The sequence below is a fragment of the Enterococcus sp. DIV2402 genome (assembly GCF_017426705.2).
Classification (GTDB): Bacteria; Bacillota; Bacilli; order Lactobacillales; family Enterococcaceae; genus Enterococcus_F; species Enterococcus_F lowellii.
In genome coordinates this window covers 269,242-283,244 of the sequence record NZ_CP147251.1, presented here as the reverse complement: position 1 = coordinate 283,244, position 14,003 = coordinate 269,242, and the positions used below count along the sequence as shown (strand labels likewise).

Genomic DNA, 14,003 nt, shown 5'->3' with positions numbered 1-14,003 from the left:
GTGCCTGACTAAGTTTATTTAGTCAGGTTTTTATTTGCCATAATCTGTCTACAGACAGAACTCCTTTTGCTTCTATTTTTGGAATGAAAGGAGTTTTTTTATGCAAAAATGGTCATTGCAACAAGTGGTTTTACTCGCATTTTTAGCGTTTTTATTTGGTGGGGTATTTATGGGGGCAGGCGTCTTGTATTCGCTGTTAAATGCTGCGCTCACACCGCTAGGACTCAGCCCGTTTGCCAATGAAATTCTATTTGGCTTATGGACAATGGCGGCACCGGTGGCAGGAATGTTAGTGCCAAGAAAAGGCAGTGCTACTTTAGGAGAGCTATTAGCGGCGTTAGCTGAAATGCTGTACGGTTCGTATTTTGGCCCAGGTGTTTTATTATCTGGTTTGATTCAAGGTTTTGGTACGGAATTAGGGTTCATGGTGACAAAATATCAACGTTACGATAAAGTTGCTTTATTTTATGGAGCGATTGGTACCACTGTCTTAAGCTTTATCTATGAATTCTTCAAGTTTGGTTATGGCACATACGGTTTAGGCATGGTAGCAGCACTATTTGCCGTTCGCTTTATTTCGGTCGTCTTTTTCGGTGTCATTCTAGTTACACAAATTATGAAAATCTATCAAAAAATTCAAGACGCTAGGGTATCTGTTTCATGATTGAATTAAAAGACGTCACTTTTCAGCAACAAAAGCACATCATTTTGAATCGTTTGTCGTTTGTTTTTCCAAAACAGCAATTTATTTTGGTGACAGGAGATAGTGGGAGCGGTAAATCAACCTTATTTCGGCTCATTGCGGGTTTTGCTCAACTTTCTTATACGGGCAAAATTTTATTAGATGGTAAAAATTTAGCAACTGCTTCGATGAAAGAAAAAGCGCAAACAGTGGGGATGGTCTTTCAAAATCCTAGTCAACAATTTACTATGCGAACACTACGTAAAGAAATTATTTTTGCGTTAGAAAATTTAGGTCTGGCCGTTTCTGAAATAAATCGCCGAATGAACCACGCGTTAGCACTAGGTGAGACCTCACATTTGGCTGATAGGGAAATCAATCAGTTATCTGGTGGCGAGAGACAACGAGCAGCTTTGACCGTTATTTTAGCCATTGATGCACCAATTTTAATCTTAGATGAACCTTTTGCTAGTATCGACTCTGAATCACGCTTGCGTTTGATTCAAAAGCTAAAACAACTACGCAATCAAGGGAAAACCATCATTTTAAGCGATCATGACTGGTTAGGGTATCAAGAGGTGGTCGATCAAGTCGTGGAATTGACCAAGGGAAAACTGCATACATGTTCACTTGATAAACTAGATGCAACCACTTGTTTTTATTTGCATCCATCAAAAGATAAGCGACCGCCATTTTTCGATTTACAAAAGGTACAAATCCAACGAAATAAGCAATTGTTGCTTGAGACAAGTTGGCAATTAAACAAAGGGATTACCACATTAACAGGAGCAAATGGGGCTGGTAAAACTTCCTTGTTAAAAGCCATGTCTCAACTAGAAAAATACCGAGGTAAAATGTTTTTGAATGGCAAAAAGTTAAGAAAAAAACGCCAACTTTATCAAACCATGTCATTAGTTGTCCAAGATGCTGCTAAACAATTTGTAACGTTAACCGTTCAAGAAGAATTGTTGTTTAGTAAGAACCAAAACCCAGAAATCCGTGCAAAACAACAAGAAGCATTAGCTTATTTTAAGATTGATGGTACGCAAAGCTTGTTTCATTTAAGTGAAGGGCAAAAGAAAATTGTGCAATTAATTAGTATGCTCAGTCTGGATTTAGAGTTTCTTTTGTTAGATGAACCCTTTGCTGGTTTAGATCAAAAAGCGTGTAGGTATTTTGTAGAATGGATTCAAGAACAATCGAACCAACAGGATTTCTTAATTGTGACACATCGTTTAGCGCCATTAGCTGGTATTAGTCACCATCACATTGTGTTGGAAAAGCAAGCGTTACAAGTAGGTGAACGTTCATGAAAAAAACCAATGCCTTAAACATGAGTCTCTTTATTCTCATTTTAACTCTTGAGATTTCATTTACGAGGAGCGTTTCCTTGAATATTTTTCTGATAGGCTTAGCTGTGTTGTTTTTCTTGTTTCAGAGGAAGTGGGCGAGTGTCATTCTCTTGGTGTTGCTTCCTTTGATTCCAGCATTTTCTACTTATTGGTCCGTCATGTTAAATGGGAGTGGGAGTGAAGACGCGATTTTGTTGCTGACACGAACTTATGCGTTTGCAGCATTGGGCTTATCCTTTGCTGTCGGTGTAGATTTAGAAGAATTATTGTTGGTTTTAGAACAAAAAGGTGTCGCACCGAACTTTATTTATGGTTTATTAGTCGTCGTGCATTCGTTGCCTGCGATTAAAAATGAAGTGCGTGCCATTCAAGAAGCAAGTTTACTCAAGGGGAAAAGACTTTATTTTTGGTCACCCATGTTTTATATCAAAACAATTTTTCTAGCTTTTGCTTGGCGGGACCATTATACCGAAGCAATGTATTCGCATGGCTATGATGAAACCGGCGTTCGAACACATCAACAGCACTATATTTCTTCATTAAATGGTGCCTTGTGGTTAAGTGGTTTGTTTTTTATTGGGAATATATTGTTGTTTTTATAAAATTTTAGGAGGAATACAAGATGTTTACAGCATTAGCAAGAGAAAAAGCCAATCGTTATTGGGAAGGTAGCTTTCAGCATCCATTTATTCAACAATTACATGAAGGAACGTTAGCACCAGAAATTTTTCGTTATTATTTGATTCAAGATCGGTATTATTTAGAGCATTTCGGCAAATTGTATCAATTGATTGGAGAACAATCAGATAGATCAGAAATCAAAGCATTAATGGCAACAAATGCGGAACATTTAGCGTTAGGTGAAGTGGCCATTCGTAAAAATTTTTTTGAAGAATTAGGAATTACGGAAGACGAAATTCAGAATACAGCGATTGCACCAACTGCGTATCATTACGTTTCCCATATGTATCGTCAATTAATTGAAGGTACCCCCAATGTTGCTGTAGCAGGCATGCTGCCATGTGCGTGGTTGTATCAAGAAATCGGGACACGTTTAATTGAAAAAGGATCGCCACATGCTTTGTATCAACGTTGGATTGAAACGTATGCAGGCGAAGAATCTAAAGAAGCGATTCAAGTAGAACGTAACTTATTGGACCAACTATATAACGAAAGCTCATCAGACGAGCAAGAGCAAATGTTAGCTGCGTTTGTCATTAGCAGTCAGATGGAATATGCTTTTTGGGAAATGGCGCAAACGCTAGAAACATGGGACTAATAAATTTCTGCATGAAAAAACTCGAACGAATTTTACTATTAGTGAATTCGTTCGAGTTTTTTATTATATTAATTGATCGATTGGAGACTAATCTCACCAGAGGATAGAACTTTCATGCCTTCTGAAGTCAACACCAATAATTCACCTGTATCAGAGATCGCTTTAGCGACGCCGCTGTATGTGGTTCCTTGTTGGACAAAGGTTACTGTTTTATTTAAAACAAAGGATTTTTCACGATACACTTTGAGATAACTATTGTCAGGCAATCCTTCAAGTAATTCAAAGAAATTTTGCCAAATTAATTTGATTAATTGATTTCTAGAAACGACTGCAGTGCCGTCTGGAAAGAGAGAGCTGGCTTTTTTTTCTAAACCATCTGGGAATGTTTCTGGAGGTATAGAGAAATTAATGCCCATTCCTAAAACGACGTGAGAAATACGTCCAGTCTCAAAGTCGCTGGTTGCTTCTGATAAAATGCCACATATTTTTTTGCCATCCAGATAAATGTCGTTGACCCATTTAATATCGGTTTTGCGACCAGTGACCTCATCAATTGCTAACGAAACAGCAACCGCCGCCAATAACGTATACTGAGGTAATTCTTCAAATGATTGGTTGGGATTTAATAACAAACTCATATAGATTTGCCCACGTGGACAAAAGAATGGACGACCAAAACGACCATGTCCACCAGTCTGTGTTTCAGCAAGGAATAAAGCTGGGGTAGTCTGTTGATTCATTGCCCCTAACTTCGCATCTTTCATCGTGGATTCCGTAGCGTCCATCAAGACAATATTTTCTGCTCGTAAATCGTTGGTTGCGATACTATCTGCCTCTAAAACATCAGAAGGTAAATATTGATAACCGTTCGCATGACGTTCAATTTGGTAGCCCATTTTTTCCAATTCTCGCACGGCTTTCCAAATGGCTGTTCGTGAAACACCAATTTCTTGCGCTAATTTTTCACCTGAAAATACAGCACCATTTTTGCGTAATAGTGCCAGCACTTTTTGTTTTGTATTCATCAAGAAGCCTCTCCTCTCCTAATATTAGCTATTAAAATGTTTGCGGAAAATTTGAATGGTTAGTAAATGATCTGTATAGATAATATCTGCTTTATCAATCATAGAACCCAGCAAGTAATAATCTTCCTCTTCATGATGGGATTGTGAACCGCCTAAAAGCTCATCATAATAATTTTCTAAATTTAAATCACGAGGAGTATTGAGCATTTCTAAAAAGTCATAAATATCTTCAGGAAGTTCCTCGCAGTGACCTTGAATTTTTGCATGAAATCCTTCTTTTGGAAAATCCAATTCAATCGATAATTGTTTAATATCATGAGAAAAGAAATACATTAATAATTCATCAACGATTCGTCTAGATTTTTCTTTTTCCAGCATGTTTTTTTCCTCTCTTTACTTGGGTTATTGTATCCAACAACGGTACCATAAAAGCGGCAACAAAACCACAAGAAAATCCATTATTATATAAATTTAGACCACCGTGTAAATAGGCGACATTTGAAACAAGAGTCATATGGAAAAAGCCTGCTAGAATACCGTAGATAGCGCCATAATACCCACTGATTGGCGCTAAACTTGTTCCGAAAATGGCAGTCAATAACACCGCAAATGTTTCACGTGAAAACTCTGGCGACAATTGGGAAGCTAAGACAACCCCAATTAAAATTGGAAGACTATTACGCCAATGATTCCCAAAGGCGCTAAAACCAACTGCGGTTAAAATTCCTCCAATTAAAGGACCAGAAAGCTCGCCGCCCATAACAAAAATAAAAGCAAGCATTAAAAAACCCATTAATGCCATATTGATTAGTGTAGCACCAATCTCTGCAATCACGACAAAGTCAGTAACTAATTTTCCGGACGAAGCAAAAATAGCACGCATTCCTTTAAAGGAACGATGATTTAATAAATAACCTAAAACAAAAAGTAACGTGAATAAGAGAAACAAAAAGATAGCGGATTTGCCGTGATATTCCGTGGATAATAAATTTGGAATAGCAATATCCCCACCGAATAAACGAAAAGCGCTCGTCACAAACATGGCGACAATTCCGGAAGTAAATCCGACATTATATAAAGAGAAACCTTGGTGGAACTGTAAAAACTGCGAAGCTAACGGCGGTAGTAAGAAACCGACTAAAATTCCCACAGTATAACCTAATAAAATACCAAAAGGCAGTGGTAATCCGGTACCAAATGTTAAATAACTAATAACTGGAGAAGAAGAACTGCCAAATAATGCAACCAATAAAAATTGTGAATACGGTTTGCGGACCGTTTTAGCATATAAATAGACGCCGATAATAATCGGCAACGAATTATATAAATTTTTACCGAAAAAAGAAAATCCCGAAACAGTAAAAAAGGCGGCGATTAAAGGACCGCTCACGGTTACTCCGCGGGATCTTACTAAAAGCACGCTCGCGAACGTTAAAATGCCACTATTAAAAAAAGCACTCCCAAAGTTTCCTACTGCAAAATAATCCGTTAATAAGTTACTGGGTGACGTAAAAATACGGACGGTACCAGTCCATAAATCTTGAGGAGTTTCGCTGCAAATACCAATTAAAATTAACAACAGACTATAGGCGATTAATAAACGATATTTAAGTACTTGTGAGTTTAAATTGATTAGTTTATTGCGTGTGTGTAACGTGATTGTTTTGTTTTCCATAATTCACTTCCTACTATTATAATTCCTAAGTAACTATACAGTGATTTTTTTCCGAAAGTCAATTTTGAAAACTGAATGTAAATTTCAAGTGCTAGACCTTGACGAGAATTTGCAGAGTGTGTATAATAAGTAGTTGCAAAAACTATCTGAAAAGAAATGAGCAGGAACGAAATATTGTCCGTTTCGGCTTGGTAATAGGGAAACAAAAATAGAACTTCAAAAAAAGAAGCAGATCTATTTTTGGTTTTTTTTTGCTTAAAAGCCGCAAAAAATGTTCGATGTTACACATTTTTAATATTTGTAACATAAATGTAATTATTGGATAGGTATTTTGAAAGACTTTTTAGAGGGGTGAAGAACTTGGCTGGACACGTAGTAAAATACGGAAAGCACCGCGAACGTAGAAGTTTCGCACGTATCAGTGAAGTATTGGAATTACCGAATTTGATTGAAATTCAAACAGATTCTTACCAATGGTTCTTAGATGAAGGACTAAGAGAAATGTTTGAAGACATCTTGCCAATCGATGACTTTAATGGAAACCTGTCCTTGGAATTTGTAGATTATGAGTTGAAAACACCGAAGTATACGGTAGAAGAAGCACGCGCACATGATGCAAACTATTCTGCACCATTACACGTGACATTGCGTTTGACAAACCGCGAAACTGGCGAAATCAAAGCGCAAGAAGTATTCTTTGGCGATTTCCCATTAATGACAGAACAAGGAACATTCATTATCAATGGAGCAGAACGTGTTATTGTTTCACAATTAGTACGTTCACCTGGTGTCTATTTCCACGGAAAAGTAGACAAAAACGGAAAAGAAGGTTTTGGTTCAACTGTTATTCCTAACCGTGGCGCATGGTTAGAAATGGAAACAGATGCCAAAGATATTTCTTACGTACGTATTGACCGTACCCGTAAAATTCCATTGACAGTATTGGTTCGTGCTTTAGGATTTGGTTCTGACGATACTATTTTTGAAATTTTTGGTGACAGTGATTCATTACGTAACACAATTGAAAAAGACTTGCACAAAAACGCAAGTGATTCTCGTACAGAAGAAGGCTTAAAAGATATTTATGAGCGTCTTCGCCCAGGCGAGCCAAAAACAGCAGATAGTTCTCGTAACTTATTAAATGCTCGTTTCTTTGATCCACGCCGCTACGATTTAGCAGCAGTTGGTCGTTACAAAGTAAACAAAAAATTAGATTTAAAAACTCGTTTATTAAATCAAACATTAGCTGAAACATTGGTTGATCCTGAAACAGGTGAAATCATTGTTGAAAAAGGTACAGTATTAACACATCAAGTAATGGATAATACATTAGGTGCTTACCTAGATAATGGATTAAATTCTGTGACTTATTATCCATCAGAAGACGGTGTTGTAACAGACCCAATGACCGTTCAAGTTATTAAAGTATTTGCTCCAAAAGATCCAGAACGTGAAGTAAATGTGATTGGTAATGCCTATCCTGATACAGAAGTACGTACGGTTCGTCCAGCAGATATCATTGCTTCAATGAGTTATTTCTTTAACTTAATGGAAGGTATCGGCAATGTTGATGATATCGACCACTTAGGTAACCGTCGTATCCGTTCTGTTGGTGAGTTATTACAAAACCAATTTCGTATCGGTTTAGCACGTATGGAACGTGTTGTACGTGAACGTATGTCTATTCAAGATACCGAAACATTAACACCACAACAATTAATTAATATCCGTCCAGTCGTTGCAAGTATCAAAGAATTCTTTGGTTCTTCTCAGTTATCACAGTTCATGGACCAAACAAATCCATTAGGTGAGTTAACGCATAAACGTCGTCTATCAGCCTTAGGGCCTGGTGGTTTGACTCGTGACCGTGCCGGATATGAAGTTCGAGACGTTCACTATTCTCACTATGGTCGTATGTGTCCGATTGAAACGCCTGAGGGACCTAATATCGGTTTGATTAACAGCTTGGCTTCTTATGCGAAAGTAAATAAATACGGATTTATTGAAACACCTTACCGTCGTGTTGATCGCGAAACAAGTAAAGTAACCGAACACATTGATTATTTAACAGCTGATATCGAGGACCACTATGTAGTAGCCCAAGCAAACAGCCCATTAAATGATGATGGTTCATTCAAAAATGATGTCGTTATGGCGCGTGCCACAAGTGAAAACTTGGAAGTATCAATTGATAAAGTTGATTACATGGACGTATCTCCAAAACAAGTAGTTGCGGTAGCGACAGCATGTATTCCTTTCTTGGAAAACGATGACTCCAACCGTGCCTTGATGGGTGCCAACATGCAGCGTCAAGCAGTGCCGTTGATTAATCCTCAAGCTCCTTGGGTAGGAACTGGTATGGAATACAAATCAGCACATGACTCAGGTGCGGCGTTATTATGTAAACATGATGGTGTCGTTGAATACGTAGATGCGTCAGAAGTACGCGTTCGCCGTGACAACGGAGCATTGGACACATATACAGTAACAAAATTCCGTCGTTCTAACTCTGGAACAAGCTACAACCAACGTCCATTAGTTTCTTTAGGCGAAAAGGTTGATGCAGGCGATATTTTAGCTGACGGACCATCTATGGAAAGTGGCGAAATGGCATTGGGTCAAAACGTCTTAGTTGCTTTCATGACATGGGAAGGTTACAACTACGAGGATGCCGTTATCATGAGTCGTCGTCTAGTAAAAGACGATGTCTATACTTCTGTTCATATTGAAGAATACGAATCAGAAGCTCGTGATACAAAATTAGGACCTGAAGAAATTACACGCGAAATTCCTAACGTTGGGGAAGACGCATTAAAAGACTTAGACGAAATGGGTATTATCCGTATCGGTGCTGAAGTGCAAGATGGCGACTTATTAGTAGGTAAAGTCACTCCTAAAGGGGTAACTGAATTATCTGCTGAAGAACGACTATTACACGCAATCTTCGGTGAGAAAGCGCGTGAAGTACGTGATACTTCTCTACGTGTTCCTCACGGCGGAGGCGGTATTGTTCACGATGTTAAAATCTTTACACGTGAAGCAGGCGATGAATTATCTCCAGGTGTGAACATGTTAGTTCGTGTTTATATCGTTCAAAAACGTAAAATTCACGAAGGAGATAAAATGGCGGGACGTCATGGTAACAAAGGGGTTGTCTCTCGCATTATGCCGGAAGAAGACATGCCATTCTTACCAGACGGAACACCAGTTGATATCATGTTAAATCCTTTAGGGGTACCATCTCGTATGAACATCGGACAAGTATTGGAATTACATTTAGGAATGGCTGCACGTCAGTTAGGTATCCATGTAGCAACTCCAGTATTTGATGGCGCATCAGATGATGACGTATGGGAAACAGTTCGTGAAGCGGGCATGGCACGCGATGCGAAAACTGTTTTATACGACGGACGTACGGGTGAGCCATTTGATGGACGTATCTCTGTCGGAGTTATGTACATGATTAAACTTGCGCACATGGTTGATGATAAACTTCATGCTCGTTCAATTGGACCTTACTCATTGGTTACACAACAACCTCTTGGTGGTAAAGCACAATTTGGTGGACAACGTTTCGGAGAGATGGAAGTTTGGGCGCTGGAAGCTTATGGTGCAGCGTATACCTTACAAGAAATCTTGACATACAAATCAGATGACGTTGTTGGTCGTGTGAAAACATACGAAGCTATCGTTAAAGGTGAACCAATTCCAAAACCAGGTGTACCGGAATCATTCCGCGTATTAGTAAAAGAATTACAATCACTTGGTTTAGACATGCGTGTATTAGATATTGAAGAACAAGAAATCGAATTACGCGACATGGATGATGAAGATGATGATTTAATCACAGTTGATGCGTTAACAAAATTTGCGGAGCAACAAAACGCTCGTGAAGCTGAGAAAAACGCACAAAGCGGAGCAGAAGTAAAACCTGCTGATGAAGAAAACTCACCAGTTGATGCTCCATTAGATTAGACAGTAAAACAAGATTTTAAAAAATAAGCTGAGAATTAGAGAATTTGCAAATTCTCTAGTTCTAGCGTATTTTATCAAGATTTGTTCGTCTGTTTTGTAGCCATTAAATGAAATGGAGGGAACCCCTTTTGATCGATGTAAATAAATTCGAAAGTATGCAAATAGGTTTGGCTTCTCCCGAAAAAATCAGAAGCTGGTCTTACGGTGAAGTAAAAAAACCTGAGACTATTAACTATCGTACATTAAAACCTGAACGTGAAGGGTTATTTGACGAGCGTATTTTCGGTCCTACAAAAGACTGGGAGTGTGCATGTGGTAAATACAAACGTATCCGTTATAAAGGGATTGTTTGTGACCGTTGTGGCGTAGAAGTAACGCGCTCAAAAGTTCGTCGTGAACGTATGGGCCATATTGAGTTAGCTGCTCCAGTTTCTCACATTTGGTATTTCAAAGGAATTCCATCTCGTATGGGTCTTGTATTAGACATGAGTCCTCGCGCATTGGAAGAAATCATTTACTTCGCTTCTTATGTAGTAATTGAACCAGGAAATACAAGCTTAGAGAAAAAACAATTATTAACAGAACGTGAATACCGCGAAAAACGCGATCAATACGGTCAAGAATTTACAGCTGAGATGGGTGCAGACGCCATCAAGAAATTGTTAGATTCTGTTGACTTAGATGGCGAAGTTGCTGAATTGAAAGAAGAGTTAAAAACTGCTTCTGGACAAAAACGTACACGCGCAATCCGTCGTTTAGATATTTTAGAAGCATTCCGTGCTTCAGGAAACAAACCAAGTTGGATGGTTATGGATGTTATTCCAGTAATCCCACCTGATTTGCGTCCAATGGTTCAATTAGAAGGTGGACGTTTTGCGACTTCTGATTTGAACGATTTATACCGTCGTGTCATCAACCGTAACAATCGTCTAAAACGTTTGTTAGACTTAAATGCACCAAACATCATTGTTCAAAATGAAAAACGTATGTTGCAAGAAGCTGTTGATGCTTTGATTGATAATGGTCGTCGTGGCCGTCCAGTAACAGGACCAGGTAACCGTCCATTGAAATCTCTTTCTCATATGTTAAAAGGGAAACAAGGGCGTTTCCGTCAAAACTTATTAGGTAAACGTGTAGACTATTCTGGTCGTTCGGTTATCGTAGTAGGTCCTTTCTTAAAAATGTATCAATGTGGACTTCCAAAAGAAATGGCGATTGAATTATTCAAACCATTTGTTATGCGCGAATTAGTTCAACGCGAATTAGCATCAAACATTAAAAATGCAAAACGCAAAATTGAACGCGGCGAAGATGACGTTTGGGATGTTTTAGAAGATGTTATCAAAGAACATCCAGTTCTATTGAACCGGGCACCTACTTTGCATAGATTAGGTATCCAAGCCTTTGAACCAGTTTTAGTTGAAGGTCGTGCAATTCGTTTGCATCCACTTGTGTGTGAAGCTTACAATGCCGATTTCGATGGAGACCAAATGGCGGTTCACGTACCATTAAATGAAGAAGCACAAGCAGAAGCACGTATGTTAATGCTTGCAGCACAAAACATCTTGAATCCAAAAGACGGTAAACCAGTTGTTACTCCATCTCAAGATATGGTCTTGGGTAACTATTACCTAACAATGGAAGAAGACGGACGTGAAGGCGAAGGTATGATCTTCCGTGACATGGATGAAGCAGTGACTGCATGGCGTAACGGGTACGTTCATTTACACTCTCGTATTGCGGTAAATCCAAATACATTGGGTGACAAACCATTTACAGCAGAACAAAAATCTCGCTTGATGGTAACGACGGTTGGTAAGATTATCTTTAACTCAATTATGCCACCAGAATTCCCTTATTTGAACGAACCAACAGACTTTAACTTGACTGTACAAACACCAGACAAGTACTTTGTAGAAGCAGGTACCGATATTCCTGTATTCATTAAAGAACAAGAATTAGTTGGACCATTCAAGAAGAAAAACTTAGGAAATATTATCGCTGAAGTCTTTAAACGTTTCCGTGTTACAGAAACATCTCGTATGTTGGACCGTATGAAAGACTTAGGTTATAAACATTCTACGCATGCCGGTATCACTGTTGGTATCGCGGATATCATGGTGTTACATGAAAAACATGATATTATCGAAAATGCACATAAACAAGTTGAAACAATTACTAAACAATTCCGTCGTGGTTTAATCACAGATGAAGAACGTTATGAACGTGTAATTGGTGTTTGGAACGCAGCCAAAGATGCTATTCAGTTAAAACTGATGGAATCTTTAGACGCGAAAAACCCAATCTTCATGATGTCAGACTCTGGAGCCCGTGGTAACATCTCTAACTTTACGCAGCTTGCGGGTATGCGTGGTTTGATGGCCGCTCCGAGTGGTAAGATCATGGAATTACCAATCATTTCAAACTTCCGTGAAGGTTTAACCGTCTTGGAAATGTTTATCTCTACCCATGGTGCACGTAAAGGTATGACCGATACTGCCTTGAAGACAGCCGATTCAGGTTACTTGACTCGTCGTTTGGTAGATGTAGCCCAAGATGTTATTATTCGTGAAGATGACTGTGGGACTGACCGCGGAATTAACATCCGAGCAATTCGCGAAGGCAACGAGATTATTGAATCTCTTGAAGAACGTTTATTAGGACGTTATACTCGTAAATCGGTAATCCATCCTGAAACAGGTGCGTCATTGATTGGACCAAACGAGTTAATTACAGAAGATATCGCAAGACAAATCATTGATGCTGGTATCGAAGAAGTATCCATTCGTTCAGTCTTCACATGTAATACAAAACATGGTGTATGTAAACATTGTTACGGTCGCAACTTAGCAACTGGTAACGAAGTTGAAGTTGGAGAAGCAGTTGGTACAATCGCCGCTCAATCTATCGGAGAACCTGGTACACAGTTAACTATGCGTACGTTCCATACCGGTGGGGTTGCCGGAGACGATATCACTCAAGGTCTTCCTCGTATCCAAGAAATTTTCGAAGCTCGTAATCCGAAAGGGCAAGCGGTTATCACTGAAGTAACAGGTGAAGTCGTTGATATTTCTGAAGATGCAGCAACACGTACAAAAGAAGTAACTATCAAAGGTGAAACAGATACACGTACGTATGTCGTACCATTCACTGCTCGTATGAAAGTGGCGCAAGGCGACATGATTAATCGTGGTGAACCATTGACTGAAGGGTCAATTGAACCAAAACACTTGCTACAAGTTAGCGATGTGCTTTCAGTAGAAAACTATCTATTACGTGAAGTACAACGCGTTTACCGTATGCAAGGGGTAGAAATCGGTGACAAACATATCGAAGTAATGGTTCGTCAAATGTTGCGTAAAGTCCGCGTGATGGATCCAGGCGAAACAGATATCTTGCCAGGAACATTGATGGATATTTCTGACTTTAAAGATCGCAACTACGAAGCGATTATTTCTGGTCGTGTACCAGCAACTTCTCGTCCAGTATTGCTAGGTATTACGAAAGCTTCATTGGAAACAAACAGCTTCTTATCTGCTGCTTCATTCCAAGAAACAACTCGTGTGTTAACTGATGCCGCAATCCGTGGTAAGAAAGATCCACTTCTAGGCTTGAAAGAAAATGTTATCATCGGTAAGATCATTCCAGCTGGTACTGGTATGCCTCGTTACCGTAACATGGAGCCAAAAGAAGTAACAGTTGCAAGTGAAAATGTTTATAGTATTTCAGACATTGAAGCGCAAATGGCTGCAGAAGATGCATTGAACGAATATAAATAAATTGAATTAAAAAACCTCATATTTCTCTAAATTTAGAGAAATATGAGGTTTTTTTCGTATTTTGAATCATCAGTAATTACCTAGTAATCTCTAGGTTGAACCGTGGTGATTCACCAGTGAAGTTGAATAATAATAGTTATAAAGTCTATTATAGCAAGTGTTTAATTACCTATATCTACCTAGGATGTACTCAGTAAAAAAGCATTTTCTTAACTTTGTCTTAGAAAAGTTGAGGA

The 14,003-nt window shown here is 38.8% G+C and carries 9 protein-coding genes; 6 read left to right on the top strand and 3 right to left on the bottom strand.

The features are described 5' to 3' along the window. Window positions 1-100 precede the first annotated feature (100 nt). The 4 genes from DOK78_RS01270 to tenA are packed head-to-tail and all read left to right on the top strand — an operon-like array spanning window position 101 to window position 3,313. Window positions 101-664, top strand: a complete 564-nt coding sequence (locus tag DOK78_RS01270) for an ECF transporter S component (protein WP_207941491.1) — start codon at window positions 101-103, stop codon at window positions 662-664. Beyond that, window positions 661-1,995 carry an ABC transporter ATP-binding protein gene (locus DOK78_RS01265; protein ID WP_207941490.1) on the top strand — a complete coding sequence of 445 codons (1,335 nt, stop codon included), beginning with the start codon at window positions 661-663 and terminating at the stop codon, window positions 1,993-1,995. Before DOK78_RS01270 ends, DOK78_RS01265 begins: the two co-directional genes overlap by 4 nt. Then, complete coding sequence (locus tag DOK78_RS01260) at window positions 1,992-2,636, top strand: cobalt ABC transporter permease (RefSeq protein ID WP_207941489.1); 645 nt, start codon at window positions 1,992-1,994, stop codon at window positions 2,634-2,636. The genes DOK78_RS01265 and DOK78_RS01260 overlap by 4 nt, the downstream gene beginning before the upstream one ends. Window positions 2,637-2,656: 20 nt before the next feature. Next, the gene (gene tenA, locus DOK78_RS01255) at window positions 2,657-3,313 is read left to right on the top strand and encodes a thiaminase II (protein WP_207941488.1); all 657 of its coding nucleotides are present in this window, start codon (window positions 2,657-2,659) and stop codon (window positions 3,311-3,313) included. Window positions 3,314-3,381: 68 nt separating this feature from the next. On the opposite strand, the gene DOK78_RS01250 is transcribed toward tenA, so the two are convergent. From DOK78_RS01250 to DOK78_RS01240, 3 genes are read right to left on the bottom strand one after another with little or no spacing between them, the layout of a single operon-like run. Continuing rightward, the gene (locus DOK78_RS01250; protein ID WP_207941487.1) at window positions 3,382-4,338 is read right to left on the bottom strand and encodes a biotin--[acetyl-CoA-carboxylase] ligase; all 957 of its coding nucleotides are present in this window, start codon (window positions 4,336-4,338) and stop codon (window positions 3,382-3,384) included. A 24-nt stretch (window positions 4,339-4,362) separates the two neighbouring features. After that, complete coding sequence (locus DOK78_RS01245) at window positions 4,363-4,716, bottom strand: hypothetical protein (protein ID WP_207941486.1); 354 nt, start codon at window positions 4,714-4,716, stop codon at window positions 4,363-4,365. Continuing rightward, window positions 4,694-6,013 (bottom strand): DUF1576 domain-containing protein, encoded by a 1,320-nt coding sequence (locus DOK78_RS01240; protein ID WP_207941485.1) that lies wholly within the window; start codon window positions 6,011-6,013, stop codon window positions 4,694-4,696. The genes DOK78_RS01245 and DOK78_RS01240 overlap by 23 nt, the downstream gene beginning before the upstream one ends. 360 nt (window positions 6,014-6,373) lie before the next feature. Here DOK78_RS01240 and rpoB point away from each other — a divergent pair, with 360 nt between their 5' ends. Both rpoB and rpoC read left to right on the top strand, forming a co-directional pair. Beyond that, on the top strand, window positions 6,374-9,988 hold the full coding sequence (gene rpoB / locus DOK78_RS01235; protein WP_207941484.1) for a DNA-directed RNA polymerase subunit beta: 3,615 nt from the start codon (window positions 6,374-6,376) through the stop codon (window positions 9,986-9,988). Between the two features lie 128 nt (window positions 9,989-10,116). Further along, window positions 10,117-13,767, top strand: a complete 3,651-nt coding sequence (gene rpoC, locus DOK78_RS01230) for a DNA-directed RNA polymerase subunit beta' (RefSeq protein WP_279381657.1) — start codon at window positions 10,117-10,119, stop codon at window positions 13,765-13,767. Window positions 13,768-14,003 lie beyond the last annotated feature (236 nt).